This is a genomic window from Pseudomonas sp. MF6776 (assembly GCF_016613125.1).
GTDB classification, from domain to species: domain Bacteria; phylum Pseudomonadota; class Gammaproteobacteria; order Pseudomonadales; family Pseudomonadaceae; genus Aquipseudomonas; species Aquipseudomonas iridis.
In genome coordinates, this window is record NZ_JAENSQ010000005.1 from 255,736 (window position 1) to 270,731 (window position 14,996).

The window sequence follows — 14,996 nt, forward strand, 5'->3', positions numbered from 1 at the left end:
ACGACCTGCTAGACCCAGGTCGACGCGTGACCAAATGTTTCAATTTGGTCGCATCTCCACACTAGCGCTCGCAAGGGATTAACAAAAATGAATAATTATTGGGTTAGGCATAAGTAAACACTTATAGTTGAAACATCCGCCCGCACTCAGAGCCTGAATAAAATGCGTAAGTCCCTGATGCGTATGACATTACGCCAATTACAGATCTTCAATGAAGTGTGTGATTTACGCTCTTACAGCCGCGCGGCCGAGGAAATGTCGCTCACACAACCCGCCGTCAGCCTACAGATTCGTCAGCTCGAAGAGCTGATCGGGCAGCCACTATTCGATTATGTCGGCAAAAAACTCTACATGACCGAGGCCGCCGAAGCCCTTCAGCGCGCCAGTCGAGACATCTTCGGCCGCCTGGAGAACCTCGACATGCAGCTGTCGGACATGCAGGGCTCGCTGCAGGGCCAACTGAAGCTGGCGGTGGAGTCGAGCGCCAAGTATTTCGTGCCACATCTGTTCGCGGCGTTTAAACGCCAGCATCCGGAAGTGAACCTGCAACTGACCGTGGTCAATCGTGGCCAGGTGATCCGACGTCTTTCCGACAACCGCGATGATCTGGTGATCATGTCGATGGTGCCGCAGGACATGGGTCTGGAATTTCTTCCATTTCTCAATAATCCGATTGTCGCCGCGGCTCGCCCGGATCATCCACTGGCGCATATGGGGCCGCTACGCTTGCAGGATCTTGAGCCGTACACGCTATTGATCCGCGAACCCGGCTCGGGCACGCGACTGGCGTGCGAAGAGTATTTCAAAGAGAAGCGCGTGCACTTCACCCAGACTCAAGAGGTGGCCTCGGCCGAAGCACAGCGTGAATGCGTGGCGGCGGGTCTAGGCCTGGCGCTGTTGACGCGCCACGCCCTGAACCTGGAGCTGGCGACCGGCGGCCTGGTCGAGCTGCCGGTCGAGGAGTTACCGCTGTTGCGAAGCTGGTGCCTGGTACAAGCCAAAGCCAAGCGCTTGTCACCAGTGGCGCACGCCTTCCTGGCGTTTATCCGCAGCGAACGCGTGCAGATCAGCGCGCTGGTTGAGCGCTTCGACGGGAAGCTGCCGGTGCCGCCTGCCAATAATTGAGTTCGACTTCCTCGGGAAAACCGCCGATTTCGGCCTGAAGCTGACGAAGTTCATAGCGATCTTCGATTGCGCGACGGAACTCCATGCGGCGCTGGTCTTCCTGCTGACGACGGGTTTTCGCTGCGCTGTTGCGTTCTTCGTAGGGCTGAGCCATTTCGAGTCTCCCAAGGCGATTACGGGAGTTTCACGATAGGCTCGGGGGATGACGGTTTGGCTGCGTCATGGTTACAGACTGATGAAGGTTTGCACCGAAAAGCAAAAGATCGCAGCCTTCGGCAGCTCCTACAAGGGAATGCGTACACCCGTAGGAACTGCCGAAGGCTGCGATCTTTTGATCTTAGTCATCAAGCGCTTTCACTGCTTTCGGAGACAAACGCAAGCTACGCAGACTGCGCTTCACGCTCTTGAGGTGGTTGACCAGGCTCGGCCCCCGCGCCATGGCCACGCCCATGGCCAGCACGTCGATTACCACCAGGTGGGCAATGCGCGAAGTCAGCGGCGTATAGATTTCGGTGTCTTCATGCACATCGATCGCCAGATTGACCGTCGACAGTTCCGCCAATGGCGTCTGGCTCGGGCACAGCGTGATCAGCGAAGCGCCGCTCTCGCGCACCAGATTGGCGGTAATCAGCAAATCCTTGGAGCGCCCGGACTGGGAAATGCAGATCGCCACGTCAGTCGGCTTCAACGTTACCGCCGACATCGCCTGCATATGCGGATCGGAGTAGGCCGCCGCCGTCAGCAGCAGGCGGAAGAACTTGTGTTGCGCATCCGCTGCCACCGCGCCCGACGCGCCAAAGCCATAGAACTCGACGCGCTGCGCCTGCGACATCAAGGTCACCGCACGCTGCAATTCTACCGGATCGAGCTTCTCGCGAACCTCCATCAACGTGTGCAACGTGGTGTCGAAAATCTTCAGGCTGTAATCAGCGACCGAGTCGTCTTCATGGATCGCGAACTGGCCGAAACTGGCACCGGCGGCCAGGCTCTGTGCCAGCTTCAGTTTCAGATCCTGAAAGCCGGAACAACCGATGGCGCGACAAAAGCGCACGATGGTCGGCTCACTGATGCCGACGTTGTGGGCCAGGTCGGCCATGGAACTGTGCATCACCGCCGCAGGGTCAAGCAGCACGTGGTCGGCGACCTTGAGCTCCGACTTGCGTAACAGGTGACGTGACTGGGCGATGTGTTGCAGCAGATTCAAGGGGCTGGACTCTTGTTATGGTCGGGGATGTAGCAAGCTTGTAGTTATACTACATGAATTGGCTTTTTGCCTGCTCAATGCGTAACTCCATGTCCCCATATCAGGCGCGATGGCGTGCATGTAGCCCTTAAAGCGGGTTTTCCTGCGCACGCAAAAGCCCAGCCAGAGCGGCAGCTTCGACGGGTCGGCTGATCAGATAACCCTGCACTTCATCACAGCGCTCGGCGCGCAAAAATTCCAGCTGCTCCTCGCGCTCTACCCCCTCAGCCACCACTTTCAGCGACAGCCCATGGGCCATGGCGATGATCGCCCGGGTGATTGCCGCATCTTCACTGCTCTCGCCCAAACCACGAATGAACGCTTGATCGATCTTCACGTAATCCACCGGGATGCGCTTGAGATAACTCAGCGATGAATACCCGGTGCCGAAATCGTCGATGGCCAGTTTCACCCCCAGATCGCGCAGTTGCTGGAACGTCGCGATGATGTGCTCAACGCTGTCGAGCAGCTGACTTTCAGTCAGTTCGAGTTCGAGGTAGTGCGGCGCCAGCCCGGTTTCTTCCAGCACTTGTCGCACCAGACTGACCAGCTTGCCTTGGCGTAACTGGTGCACCGACAGGTTCACCGAAACGCGAATTGGCGCGAGCCCCTGACGCTGCCATTCGCACGCCTGCCAGCAAGCCTGGCGCAGCACGAATTCGCCGATCGGCCCGATCAATCCGGTTTCTTCGGCCAGCCCGATGAAGTCCCCCGGCGGCACCTGACCCATACTCGGATGATCCCAGCGCACCAGTGCTTCCGCCGCATTCAAGCGCCCCGACTCCAGGCACAGCTTGGGCTGATAGAACACCTGTAATTGCTTCTCATCGATGGCTTTGCGCAATTGATTTTCCAGCTGCAATCGCTCAAGGGTGCTGGCTTGCAGGCTCTCGGTGTAGAACTGGAAATTGTTGCCGCCCAGATGTTTGGCATGTTGCATGGCCATGTTCGACTGGCTGACCAGCGCGGAGATCTCCCGTGCGTTGTCCGGCAGCATGCTGATGCCCATTGAGGCGCTGACCACCAATTCGTGCCCGTCAACGGTCAGCGGCAGGCGCAGCTTGGCCGACAGCCGCGTAGCGACCCGCGCCAGACTCGACAGGTTGCCGTAGGCATCGAACAGCACAGCGAACTCGTCGCCGGATAAACGAGCGATCGTGTCGGCTTCCGGCAAGGCGTTGACCAGCCGGCGAGCCATCTTCTGCAACAACTGGTCAGCGACTTCATGGCCCAAACTGTCGTTGAGCAATTTGAAGCGATCCAGATTGATGTGCAGCAGCGCAAGACTGCGCCGGCCGCCCTGTCGAACCCGCTGATGCGCCTCATGCAGCCGTTCGCGGAATAGCGAGCGATTGGCCAGACCGGTAAGTTCATCGTAGTGCGTCAAATAACGCATGCGCTCTTCGGATTCACGCCGCGCGGAAAGATCAGCGAAGAAGCCCACGATATGGCCGACATTTCCCCGACTATCGCGTACTGCGTTGAGTTGGAGCCATTGCGGATACAGCTCGCCGTTCTTGCGGGTCTCCACCAATTCGCCCTGCCAACTGCCGTACTGCTCAAGGGCGGTGCGGATGGCGACGTAGTGGCGGCGGGCATCGCGACTGCATGGCAGCTCGACCACATTACGCCCGAGCATTTCATCAATGCCGTAACCGGTGACCCGGCTGAACGCCTGATTGATCGCGATCAGTGTGTAACTCGGGTCGAAAATCACAATGCCTTCGCTGGCCGCTTCGAACACCGTTGCGGCCAGGCGCTGCTGCTCTTCAAGGCTCTTGCTGGCACTGATATCCCGGCGAGTGCCGACCATGCGGATCACTCGCCCACTTTCACTGCGCTCTACGGCGCGGCCCCGGTCCTCGATCCAGACCCAATGGCCATCGCCGTGACGCACGCGGTACTCGATCTGATAGTCCTCGCTGCGGCCCTTCAGATGCTCGATCAACGCCTGTTTGAGTGGTGGCACATCTTCGGGGTGCAGCCGCGGTTTGAGGTCGCGCAGGATGGCGGTGACGTATTCCGGAGCCAGACCGAACAGCTCCTGGATCTGCGTGTGGTGGACTTCGTCGGTTTGCAGATTCCAGTCCCACAGCCCCAACTCACTGGCCTTCAACGCCAGCGCCAGACGTGTTTCGCTTTTGCTCAAGGCCTGATTGGCAACGTCCAGCTCGCGGCTGCGCAGGGCGACACGGTCTTCCAGCTCGACCTGAGCTTCGCGCAACTTGCCCTCGGCGCAGCGCCGATGGTCTATTTCAGTCGCCAGTTCTTGATTGAGCTGCTCGCTGCGCGCCTGTGTCTGCTGCAGATGTTCGATCAGGTGCTGGTTCTGGAAGCGCCGCAGCAAACCACGATCGATCAGACGATTGACCTGCCACGCCACCACGCTCAGGGATCCCAACAGAATCAGCCCGAGCCAGCCCCAACCGCGCGCCTGCTCGTCACCGCCCCAAAACAGATAACCGATCGCCGGTAGCAGACAGGGCAAGGTAAACGACAGAAATGCCGGCAGACTCACCGCGTAGGCGACACTGGCCGACAGCGTCGCGGCGCCGATCAGGCCGAAAACCCAGGCTTGCTGCATGAAATTGTCGGCGGGTACCAGCGCGATGCCCGCACCGGCCAGAGTCAGGCCGGTCATGGTCGAGCCGAGCAGGAACATCCGGCGCCAGATAGGCTGGGCCTGGCGATTGGGGATGGCGGAGTCGAACGCGGCCACCTGAATCACACGTAAAGCCACCAGCGACAACAACCACACCAGCCAGACGCTGACCACGAAATAGCGCTGCGGGCTCCAGAGCAAACCGGCGCAGACCAGACCATTGATCAACATGAACAGCGTGGGCAACAAAGAGCCCTGATACAGCAGGCGCGTGCGCTCGACCGCCATCTCGACGGCGTAGTGCTTGCGGATAACCCGGGGTTCCACAGAGGGTCCCGACAGTTCGGCGCTGAGGGTCATGGGCAACGTTCTTGTTCTTATAAGGGGGCGTGCGCCCGAAACGTGGACGGAGCATACACAAGCCGATCCCGTTGCCAAACTGCTCCGGATCACAATTTCATCGAAATTTTTCCCTCCCTTGGTGCCGGCAGAACCCCCAGAGTGAGGCGGGCTGACGCCTGTAGCCAGTGACCGACCGGTCGTCATCGACGGCACTTTCATCGGCTAATGCAAAGCTCGGTTTGCCCGGGCCTGCGGCGCACCCTAGAATGCCCCGATGCGCGATGACCTCTCCCTTCTGCTGAACTCCCTCAACGATGCCCAACGTCAGGCCGTAGCAGCCCCCGTTGGCCGTCAGTTGGTCCTGGCCGGTGCCGGCTCCGGTAAAACCCGAGTGCTGGTGCACCGTATCGCCTGGTTGATCCAGGTCGAAAACGCCTCGCCCCACTCCATCCTGTCGGTGACCTTCACCAACAAGGCCGCTGCCGAGATGCGTCACCGCATCGAGCAGTTGCTGGGTATCAACCCGGCTGGCATGTGGGTCGGCACCTTCCACGGCCTCGCGCACCGCTTGTTGCGGGCGCACTGGCAGGAAGCCGGGCTGAGCCAGACCTTCCAGATTCTCGACAGCGACGACCAGCAACGGCTGGTCAAGCGGGTAATCCGCGAGCTGGGCCTGGACGAGCAACGCTGGCCGGCCCGTCAGGCCCAATGGTTCATTAATGGACAGAAAGACGAAGGTCTGCGTCCGCAACACATTCAGGCCAGCGGTGACTTGTATCTGGCCACCATGCGCGGCATTTACGAGGCCTACGAGGCTGCCTGCCTGCGCGCCGGTGTTATCGACTTCTCCGAACTGCTGCTGCGCGCCCTCGACTTGTGGCGCGACCACCCCGGCTTGCTGGCGCATTATCAGAAGCGCTTCCGGCACATTCTGGTGGATGAGTTCCAGGACACCAACGCCGTGCAGTACGCCTGGTTGCGCCTGCTCGGCAAGGGTGGCGACAGCCTGATGGTGGTCGGCGACGACGACCAGTCGATTTACGGCTGGCGCGGGGCGAAGATCGAAAACATCCATCAATACTCCGCCGACTTCCCGGACGCCGTGACCATTCGCCTGGAGCAGAACTACCGCTCCACCGCCGGCATCCTGAAAGCGGCCAACGCCCTGATCGCCAACAACACCGGACGCCTGGGCAAAGAGCTGTGGACGGACGGCGGCGACGGCGAGGCGATCAATCTGTACGCCGCGTTCAACGAACACGACGAAGCACGCTACGTTGTCGAAACCATCGAAAGCGCGCTCAAAACCGGCCTGGCTCGCAGCGATATCGCGATTCTGTACCGTTCCAACGCCCAATCACGCGTTTTGGAAGAAGCATTGCTGCGTGAACGCATTCCGTACCGCATCTATGGCGGCCAGCGCTTCTTCGAGCGTGCGGAAATCAAGAACGCCATGGCGTATCTGCGTTTGCTGGAAGGTCGGGGCAACGATGCTGCGCTGGAACGGGTGATCAACGTCCCGGCTCGCGGCATCGGCGAGAAAACCGTTGAAGCGATTCGCGAGCATGCGCGCCACAGCGATGTGTCGATGTGGGAAGGCATGCGCCTGTTGGTCGCCAATAAAGGCCTGACCGGTCGTGCTGCGGGTGCGCTGGGTGCGTTTATCGAGCTGATCGAGAACCTCGCTGCCAAATGCGCGGAGATGCCGCTTCACTTGATGACCCAAACCGTCATCGAGCAATCCGGCCTGATCGCCTATCACGAAGCGGAAAAAGGCGAGAAAGGCCAGGCTCGGGTAGAAAACCTTGAGGAACTGGTCAGCGCCGCGCGCAACTTCGAGAACACTGAAGAAGACGAAGAACTGACGCCACTGGCAGCATTCCTCGGCCACGCTTCGCTGGAGGCCGGCGACACTCAGGCCGACGAACACGAAGACAGCATTCAGTTGATGACCCTGCACAGCGCCAAAGGCCTGGAGTTCCCTTACGTGTTCCTCGTGGGCATGGAAGAAGGCCTGTTCCCGCACAAGATGAGCCTGGAAGAACCGGGGCGTCTTGAAGAAGAACGACGCTTGGCCTACGTCGGTATCACCCGCGCGATGCAAAACCTGGTGATGACCTACGCTGAAACCCGACGCCTGTACGGCAGCGAAACCTACAACAAGGTCTCGCGTTTCGTACGAGAGGTGCCGAAAGGTCTGATTCAGGAAGTCCGTTTGTCGAACAGCGTCAGCCGTCCGTTCGGCGGCAACCAGTCGATGAGTGGCAGCAATTTGTTCAGCGGCAGCGAGATTCCGGAAACCGGCTTCAGCCTGGGTCAGGCGGTGCGCCATTCGGTCTTTGGCGAGGGCGTGATCCTCAACTTCGAAGGCGCGGGTGCACAGGCGCGGGTGCAGGTGAACTTCGGCGAAGGCAGCAAGTGGCTGATGCTCGGTTACGCGAAACTGGAAGCTATCTGACACCGATTTCGCTTTTCTCTGGGAGCGAGCCTGCTCGCGAAGGAAATCACCACGGTTTATCTGATAAACCTCGGTGTGGCTTTCGCGAGCGGGCTCGCTCTCACAGGATTCTGCGCTCTAACCCCCAATCGCTCTGAACCAATCGCCTTTTCCTACAGCCAAAAGTACATCCGCTGATTGCCCCGACGGAGCTGAACGTAACCTGTCAGGCAAAAGCCCGAAACACTCTCTCGCTAGCCAGTAACACTTCAGCTGTGCAACATGGCGCGCGTGTCTCCACAAACGGGAATTCCCTTTATGAAACGTTTTCTTAGCATCGCCATGGCGTTGTGCATCGGCCTGACGATGAGCCTCGACGCCAACGCCAAGCGCTTTGGTGGTGGCAAAAGCGCCGGCGCTGCGCCGTCGCACCAGACCAGCCAAATGGCTCCTTCTTCCGCAGCTGGCGGCGCTGCTGCGACCGCTGGTGCTGCCGGTGCCGCTGGCGCTGCTGCCAAGGCCGGCGGTGCTTCGAAATGGCTCGGCCCTCTGGCCGGTATCGCCGCCGGTGGTCTGCTCGCTTCCATGTTCATGGGCGGCGGTTTCCAGGGCATGCAGATCTTCGACATCCTGATCATGGCCGTGATCGCGTTCGTGATCTTCCGCTTCATCGCCGCTCGTCGCCGCAAGCAGCAGGAGCACCTGGCTCCAGCTGGCGCGCCGATGCAGCGTGAAGTGTTCGAGCAGAAGCCTGCCGGCATGGGCTCGATCTTCGGTGGTTCGGCTGCACCTGCTGCCGCCCGTCCGGTAATCAACGCACCGGCCTGGTTCAACGAGCAGAGCTTCCTTGAAGCTGCACGCAGCCACTTCCAGTCGCTGCAGCAGCACTGGGACGCTAACGAAATGGACAAGATCGCCGAGTTCGTGACCCCACAGATGCTCGAGTTCCTCAAGCGTGAGCGTGCGGATCTGGGCGACGCCTTCCAGTCGACCTACATCGACAACCTCCAGGTTCAACTGGACGGCGTAGATGACCGTGCCGACAGGACCATCGCCACCCTGACCTTCAGCGGTGTGTCGAAGACCTCGCGTTTCGACCAGGGCGAAGTGTTCAGCGAAAGCTGGAACATGGAACGTCCGCAGGGCGAGAACCAGCCTTGGCTGGTGGCCGGTATCCGCCAGAACGGCTGATCCCCTCTGCGTTAAGCATGCGGTAACAAAAACCCCGGACTTGTCCGGGGTTTTTCTATTTCGCGGTTGCATCTATAGCAAGCTACTGTATAAACCGGCCCATATAAACCGCGCCATACAAGCAAGAGGATCCCGGACGTGGAAGAAATTATCGAACAACTGCGCGAAGCCAACGAACCGGTACCGGTTCCTTTGGAGTTGCCTGACGAAGACCTGCTGGTTGAAATCGAAGAACAACTGTTCATCGATATTCCGTTTGTCTTCAGGGAGTTTTTGCTGACGGTCAGCGACGTGGTTTACGGTAGCCTGGAGCCGGTAACTGTCACCGACCCGCAATCGCACACCTACTTGCCGGATGTCGCCGCCAACGCTTGGGATGCCGGCGTGGATCGCAGCCTGATTCCAATTTGCCAGGACGGCGACGACTACTACTGCGTCGAAGAAGACGGCACTGTGGTGTTGTGGCAAGCCGAGGAAGAGCTGATTGCCGAAGAAACCTGGGAATCGGTCTGGCATTGGGCGCGGGACGTCTGGCTGGAAAGCTGATCGGCCAAACGCCCCGGGTGGTCAGTGCCCCGACGACTCCTTGTGGTTGTCGAGGGTTTCCAGCAAGGCCACCTGCATCCGCGTGTGCACGCGGATAAACCAGCGCCAGAGCAGCGCCGCCACGGCGGCCGCGACCACGGCGATCAGCACCAGCAACTTGTTGGTCGGCAGAATACTGGCCGACAAGGCTGCCAGCAGCAGGAAAATCACCAGCAGCGAGAGAATCGGGATCACCTCGGAGATCACCCGGCGCACTCGCTGCGTGTGCCGCCCCGCCATCTCCGGCTTCACGCCCATCTCGGCCAACAGCATCGATAGCGCCTTGAGCTTGCGATAGGCCGCGATCAGAAACGGCAACGACACCAGCAAAGCCCCGCCCCAGATCAACGCTTTCTGCCAGCTCGGATCGCTGATCCAGTCTTGCAGATACATCGAGATACGCTCGGCGAAGAACGCACCCGAGAAGAAGATCGCGATGACCAGCGCCAGATTGACCCCGACCTGCAACAGGATTCGCCGGATAATCGACGCCAGCATCGCCCCCTCGCCCTGCGGCTGAATGCTGCGCAGCCATTCGCCATACATCCCCAGCACCCGCCCTAAACGCTGCGGCATTGCGGCGGCCAGTTTGATCGACAGTGGATCGGCGGAGCGAATCAGGTACGGCGTCAGGAGCGTGGTAATCACCGAGACGGCCACGGCTACTGGATAGAGGAAGTTGCTGGTGACCTGCAGCGTCATGCCCAGCGCGGCGATGATGAAGGAAAATTCGCCGATCTGTGAAAGTCCCATCCCTACCCGCAGTGAGGTGCGTCCGTCATTGCCGGCGATAAACGCACCGAGCCCGCAGGACAAAATCTTGCCGAGCACCACGGCTACCGTAATCACGGCAATCGGCCAGGCGTATTGCAGCAGAATCATCGGGTCGAGCATCAGGCCGATGGCGACGAAGAAGATTGCGCTGAACAGGTCGCGGACTGGTTCGATGAGTCGCTCGATTTTCAGCAGTTGCCGCGACTCGGCCATGATCGCGCCGATCAGAAATGCGCCGAGCACCATGCTGTATTCAAGTTTGACCACCAGCAGGCAAAAGCCGAAACACAAGCCCAGCACGGTGATCAGCAGCATCTCGTTGCTTTCGAATTTGGCGACGTAAGCCAGCAAACGCGGCACCAGCAGAATGCCGATTACCAGCGCGACGATCATGAATAGCGACAATTTGCCGACCGTGGAAAACACTTCGCCGGAGCTCACCGTACCGCTGACCGCGATGCTCGACAGCAAGGCAATGATGCCGATACCGAGGATGTCCTCAACGATCAGGACGCCGAAGATCAACTGTGCGAAGCGCTCGTTCTTCATCTTCAGATCGTTGAGCGCCTTGACGATGATGGTGGTCGAAGAGATCGCCAGGATCGCGCCGAGGAACAGCGAATCCATGGTGTTCCAGTCGAACCAGCGGCCGATTTCGTAGCCGATCCAGATCATCAGGACGATTTCGAGGAACGCTGCGATGAACGCAGTGGCGCCCACCTTGAACAACTTGCGCAGGCTGAACTCCAGCCCGAGGCAGAACATCAGGAAAATCACCCCCAGCTCGGCGAGTGTCTTGATGGTTTCTTCATCGTGGATCAGGCCGAACGGTGGGGTGTGCGGGCCGATAATGAAGCCGGCGACGATATAACCGAGCACCACCGGCTGCTTGAAACGATGGAACAACACCGTCACCACGCCCGCGACCAACATGATCACTGCCAGGTCCTGAATAAAACTGATGGCATGCATGGCGTGGGCTCCTTGAATGACGAGGCTCGTCGTCAGGCATCAGAAAGATCTGAGCGAGCCAGGGTAAAAATCCGCTTTTCTTGTGGGAATTGCCCTTGGGTAGGGCTTTTGCAGGTTAACACCGCGACTTCCCACTGGAAGGCGGTGCAATATTAGGAAACAGATCGATCCCGGCGTGACGGAAGCCAGTCGCCCGGCGTCCCGATAACGGTCCTTTTGAAAAGTGACCAGGCGCCCGCAGAGGTGCTTCCAGCAAACCAGCCTTGATCCGTGAGAACGTTATGGAACCCGGAAACGCCCAGCTGTCGATGACGGTACTGATGACCCCCGACATGGCCAATTTCTCTGGCAATGTCCACGGCGGCACCCTGCTCAAATATCTCGACGAAGTGGCCTATGCCTGCGCGAGCCGCTACGCCGGCCGTTACGTGGTGACACTGTCTGTGGATCAGGTGATTTTCCGCGAGCCGATCCATGTCGGCGAACTGGTGACCTTCCTGGCGTCGGTCAACTACACCGGCAACACCTCGATGGAAGTCGGCATCAAAGTCGTCACCGAAAACATCCGCGAGCGCTCGGTGCGCCACACCAACAGCTGCTTCTTCACCATGGTCGCGGTAGATGACCAGCGCAAACCGGCCGCTGTACCGCCGCTGCAGCCGCAGAACAGCGAAGACAAGCGCCGCTACATGCAGGCGCAGCAACGCCGGCAGATTCGCCAGGAGCTGGAAAAGCGTTATCAGGAGATCAAGGGCGACGCTTGATTGGTAGCGATCTGACGACCGCTTTCGCGAGCAGGCTCGCTTCCACAGGGTTCACGCGGTACCTGTGGGAGCGAGCCTGCTCGCGAATGGCGGCAACGCAGTCTTACAAACTGATTGCCGTCGCCTCGAATTTCACCCGCGGATGCGCAATGCGATCCTGCGCCCGCACCAGTTGCAGCTCGTAACTGGCGCACGCCTGCGTTTCCAGCAGCACCTCATGCACCGCTGCCGCCGTGAACTCGAACGCTGCCACCAGACTGTCGCCCAGCAGCACGCGCGCCAGGAACAGGCCGGACGTCAGATCGCCCACGCCCACCGGCTGACGCGGAAACGCCAGCAGCGGACGGCGCAGGTGCCAACTGCCCTCGGCGGTCACCAACAACATCTCGAAACCCTCCGCCGGTTTACCCGGGTAGTCCAGATGCTTGACCAGAATGGCTTTCGGCCCGCGAGCCAAAAGCGCCCTCGCCATTGCCAGGCAATCGAACAGCGATTGCGGCTTGCGCCCGGAAAAACTGTCCAGCTCCAACTGGTTCGGACACATGATGTCTGCCACAGCCGCCGCTTCTTCCAGCAGGAAATCGCTGACCTCCGTTGGCACGCTGCAACGTTTCTCCGGATGGCCCATCACCGGGTCGCACAGGTACAGCGCTTTCGGATTGACCGATTTGATGCGCGCCACGCCACTGAGAATAGCCCGGCCCTGCGCTGCGCTGCCGAGATAGCCGGACAGCACCGCATCGCAATTGCCCAGTTCGCCAATGGCCGCGATGCCTTCGACCAGTTCGGGAATCTGTTGCGGCGCCAGCACTTCGCCGGCCCACTGGCCGTACTGGGTGTGATTGGAAAACTGCACCGTGTTGAGCGGCCAGACATTCACCCCGACCCGCTGCATCGGAAATACTGCGGCGCTATTGCCGGCGTGGCCGAACACCACATGAGACTGAATGGCGAGCAGATGAGGCGTACGTTTCATTCGGGTTTTTCCGTAAAACGATTGAAATTCAAGCCGCGCAGTATGCGACGAAACGCAGCCTGTACGACAGACCGGCGACACAGTTAAGCTGGCGCTAACTTTTGGAGTTCATTGTTGATGCTGACCCTCGAAAACATCTTCGTGCTGATACTGTTCGCCGCCGCTGGCGCGTGGCTATGGCACAACCACGGCTTGCGCGAGCGGGCGCTGGAGCGGGTCAAACAGCATTGCATCAACGTCGGTGTGGAGCTGCTGGACGGCAACGTCGCGTTGAAGAAGATTGGTTTTATCAAGGATGCCAGCGGTCGCCGGCGACTGGCGCGGGTGTACAACTTCGAGTTCACCGTGACTGGCGAAAGCCGCCACAACGGCACCATCACCCAGTTCGGCGCCCACAGTGCGCAGATCGAATTGGCGCCCTACCCGGCACCGTTCGATGACACGCCGCCGGTTGTCGAGGTGCACAAGCCACGGGCTGAAGTGATCGAGCTGAGTCAGTGGCGGCAGGAACACACCAAGTGGAAGCCGTAGAAATCAAAAGATCTCAACCTTTGGCATCTCCTACACAGTGCACATAAATCCACTGTAGGAGCTGCCGAAGGCTGCGATCTTTTGATCTCAATCGACTCGACAACCCGCTAACGCGTTCTGCAACACGCCAACATCCTGCACCTGAGCGAAAATCAGCTCGATCCGCGAATCGCGCCGCCATTCACTGGGCTGCCAATGCAGATCAGCGTTCTCCAGGGCATTCGCTGAAACCCAGCCATTGGTGCTGTGGATAACCAGTTTTGCCCTTTTCCAGACAAGGCTTTGCAGCCAGGCTGCGACCTTTTGTGAGTCGAACGTCTGACTCGGATGCCAACGCCAACCGATACTCCAACTCCCGTCCTGGGCCTGGCTCAGGCAAATCGGCAGTGTCGGATCGCTCCAGACCGCCGGCATCTGCGCCAATCCTTTGGGCACGATCAGGTTATACACACCCGCCACCGCTCGCGCGGCCAGACCCGGCAATTCGCTCAAGGGCAATTGCGCTTGTTGCGTCCAGACGAGTCTGACTGGCGGCAACTGACTGGCAATCTTCTGCCTGCCAGTTTCAGAAAGGTTTTCGGCCTTGTTCAACACCAGTAAACCCGCGCTGGCCAACGCATCCTGCTGCGCTGCCGGCAGCGCTTTCCCCGCATTGAGTGCCTGGGCATCCAGCACCAGAACGCACGGCTGAACCGCCAGCACACCCAGCCATGGCGCTTCACTCAATTGCTTGAGCAACTGCGCAGGATGGCCCAGTCCGGAGGGCTCGATAAACAGCCGATCCGGTTTCGCCTTGCGCAATAAACGCCCAAGGCCAATCTGAAACGGCGCCCCATTGACGCAACACAAACAGCCCCCGGCCACTTCCCCCAGTGCGATACCATCGCCGTCGCGGGTCAGTAGAGCTGCGTCGAGGCCGATCTGGCCGAACTCGTTGATCAGCACCGCCCAGCGCTCGCCTTCAGGGCGTTGCGCCATGAGCTGGCGGATCAGGCTGGTCTTGCCGGCGCCGAGTGGGCCTGCGATGACGTGGACAGGAATGTTCTGCAACATGGCCGGGGATTTTCTAAGGAAAGTTTCTGAGGAGATTGAAAATGCGTTGGATGGGATGGTCGTTGCTGTTGCTGCTGGTGTCCAGCAAGGTGTTGGCTCAGGCCTGCGTGGTGCACAGTCAGGGCGAGCGGCTGGACGTTAAAGTCTGCCAGCAGAACCGCAACATCCCGGCAAAACTGTTCAACGACGGTTTTTGCCAACCAGCGCTGGCCGGGCAGAAAGTCGACGTGCAGTACGTCGATCAATGCCCAAGCGGCGCTTTCGGCGTGTGCAACAACGCGCAAGTTGCCAATATGCCCTATCGCCAGGACATCCACTATTACGGCGTCGCCACTGATGCCGCTTATCTAAAGCCTTACTGCGAAGGCCAGAGCCAGGGCACATGGCTCAAGCCATGAAGC

At 59.6% G+C, this 14,996-nt stretch carries 13 protein-coding genes; 7 read left to right on the forward strand and 6 right to left on the reverse strand.

The annotated features are described in order from the left end of the window. Positions 1-162: 162 nt before the first annotated feature. Positions 163-1,125 (forward strand): LysR family transcriptional regulator, encoded by a 963-nt coding sequence (locus JJD74_RS08205; protein WP_042561844.1) that lies wholly within the window; start codon positions 163-165, stop codon positions 1,123-1,125. On the opposite strand, the gene JJD74_RS08210 is transcribed toward JJD74_RS08205, so the two are convergent. The 3 genes from JJD74_RS08210 to JJD74_RS08220 form a co-directional block, all read right to left on the reverse strand. Continuing rightward, positions 1,067-1,279 carry a PA3496 family putative envelope integrity protein gene (locus JJD74_RS08210; RefSeq protein ID WP_047304266.1) on the reverse strand — a complete coding sequence of 71 codons (213 nt, stop codon included), beginning with the start codon at positions 1,277-1,279 and terminating at the stop codon, positions 1,067-1,069. The two genes, JJD74_RS08205 and JJD74_RS08210, sit on opposite strands and share 59 nt — an antisense overlap. Positions 1,280-1,462: 183 nt before the next feature. Next, positions 1,463-2,329: a transcriptional regulator HexR gene (gene hexR / locus JJD74_RS08215; RefSeq protein ID WP_042561845.1), complete on the reverse strand. Its 867-nt coding sequence runs from the start codon at positions 2,327-2,329 to the stop codon at positions 1,463-1,465. Positions 2,330-2,456: 127 nt separating this feature from the next. After that, positions 2,457-5,330, reverse strand: a complete 2,874-nt coding sequence (locus JJD74_RS08220) for a putative bifunctional diguanylate cyclase/phosphodiesterase (RefSeq protein WP_200612811.1) — start codon at positions 5,328-5,330, stop codon at positions 2,457-2,459. A gap of 256 nt (positions 5,331-5,586) precedes the next feature. Here JJD74_RS08220 and uvrD point away from each other — a divergent pair, with 256 nt between their 5' ends. The 3 genes from uvrD to JJD74_RS08235 all read left to right on the forward strand — a co-directional run bounded on the left by uvrD (position 5,587) and on the right by JJD74_RS08235 (position 9,486). Then, positions 5,587-7,770, forward strand: coding sequence for a DNA helicase II (uvrD, locus tag JJD74_RS08225; RefSeq protein ID WP_115146669.1), 2,184 nt, complete (start codon positions 5,587-5,589; stop codon positions 7,768-7,770). Positions 7,771-8,067: 297 nt separating this feature from the next. After that, complete coding sequence (locus JJD74_RS08230) at positions 8,068-8,940, forward strand: Tim44 domain-containing protein (protein WP_200612814.1); 873 nt, start codon at positions 8,068-8,070, stop codon at positions 8,938-8,940. 138 nt (positions 8,941-9,078) lie between these two features. Then, positions 9,079-9,486, forward strand: coding sequence for an SMI1/KNR4 family protein (locus tag JJD74_RS08235; RefSeq protein ID WP_003187120.1), 408 nt, complete (start codon positions 9,079-9,081; stop codon positions 9,484-9,486). 21 nt (positions 9,487-9,507) lie between these two features. Here the strand turns inward: JJD74_RS08235 and JJD74_RS08240 are convergent, their stop codons facing one another. Then, the gene (locus JJD74_RS08240) at positions 9,508-11,271 is read right to left on the reverse strand and encodes a cation:proton antiporter (protein WP_047304272.1); all 1,764 of its coding nucleotides are present in this window, start codon (positions 11,269-11,271) and stop codon (positions 9,508-9,510) included. Positions 11,272-11,552: 281 nt separating this feature from the next. Here JJD74_RS08240 and JJD74_RS08245 point away from each other — a divergent pair, with 281 nt between their 5' ends. Next, on the forward strand, positions 11,553-12,035 hold the full coding sequence (locus tag JJD74_RS08245; protein WP_003229693.1) for an acyl-CoA thioesterase: 483 nt from the start codon (positions 11,553-11,555) through the stop codon (positions 12,033-12,035). A gap of 103 nt (positions 12,036-12,138) precedes the next feature. Here JJD74_RS08245 and pdxY read toward each other — a convergent pair whose 3' ends face one another. Next, positions 12,139-13,011, reverse strand: a complete 873-nt coding sequence (gene pdxY, locus JJD74_RS08250; RefSeq protein ID WP_200612817.1) for a pyridoxal kinase PdxY — start codon at positions 13,009-13,011, stop codon at positions 12,139-12,141. 117 nt (positions 13,012-13,128) lie between these two features. Between pdxY and JJD74_RS08255 the strand changes: the two genes are divergently transcribed. Further along, entirely contained in the window at positions 13,129-13,542 is a 414-nt protein-coding gene (locus JJD74_RS08255) for a DUF3301 domain-containing protein (protein ID WP_042561850.1), read from the forward strand. An 87-nt stretch (positions 13,543-13,629) separates the two neighbouring features. On the opposite strand, the gene JJD74_RS08260 is transcribed toward JJD74_RS08255, so the two are convergent. Next, positions 13,630-14,595: a CobW family GTP-binding protein gene (locus JJD74_RS08260; protein WP_200612820.1), complete on the reverse strand. Its 966-nt coding sequence runs from the start codon at positions 14,593-14,595 to the stop codon at positions 13,630-13,632. 41 nt (positions 14,596-14,636) lie between these two features. On the opposite strand from JJD74_RS08260, the gene JJD74_RS08265 reads away from it, so the two are divergent. After that, complete coding sequence (locus JJD74_RS08265; RefSeq protein WP_042561852.1) at positions 14,637-14,993, forward strand: hypothetical protein; 357 nt, start codon at positions 14,637-14,639, stop codon at positions 14,991-14,993. The last annotated feature ends 3 nt before the right edge of the window (positions 14,994-14,996 follow it).

Bases quoted from the DNA above. Each gene is read 5' to 3' on its own strand.
- pdxY (WP_200612817.1), bottom strand. From the start codon at position 13,011: ATGAAACGTACGCCTCATCTGCTCGCCATTCAGTCTCATGTGGTGTTC.
- JJD74_RS08210 (WP_047304266.1), bottom strand. From the start codon at position 1,279: ATGGCTCAGCCCTACGAAGAACGCAACAGCGCAGCGAAAACCCGTCGT.
- uvrD (WP_115146669.1), top strand. From the start codon at position 5,587: ATGCGCGATGACCTCTCCCTTCTGCTGAACTCCCTCAACGATGCCCAA.
- JJD74_RS08260 (WP_200612820.1), bottom strand. From the start codon at position 14,595: ATGTTGCAGAACATTCCTGTCCACGTCATCGCAGGCCCACTCGGCGCC.
- JJD74_RS08265 (WP_042561852.1), top strand. From the start codon at position 14,637: ATGCGTTGGATGGGATGGTCGTTGCTGTTGCTGCTGGTGTCCAGCAAG.
- JJD74_RS08255 (WP_042561850.1), top strand. From the start codon at position 13,129: ATGCTGACCCTCGAAAACATCTTCGTGCTGATACTGTTCGCCGCCGCT.
- JJD74_RS08205 (WP_042561844.1), top strand. From the start codon at position 163: ATGCGTAAGTCCCTGATGCGTATGACATTACGCCAATTACAGATCTTC.
- JJD74_RS08220 (WP_200612811.1), bottom strand. From the start codon at position 5,330: ATGACCCTCAGCGCCGAACTGTCGGGACCCTCTGTGGAACCCCGGGTT.
- JJD74_RS08240 (WP_047304272.1), bottom strand. From the start codon at position 11,271: ATGCATGCCATCAGTTTTATTCAGGACCTGGCAGTGATCATGTTGGTC.
- JJD74_RS08245 (WP_003229693.1), top strand. From the start codon at position 11,553: ATGGAACCCGGAAACGCCCAGCTGTCGATGACGGTACTGATGACCCCC.
- JJD74_RS08230 (WP_200612814.1), top strand. From the start codon at position 8,068: ATGAAACGTTTTCTTAGCATCGCCATGGCGTTGTGCATCGGCCTGACG.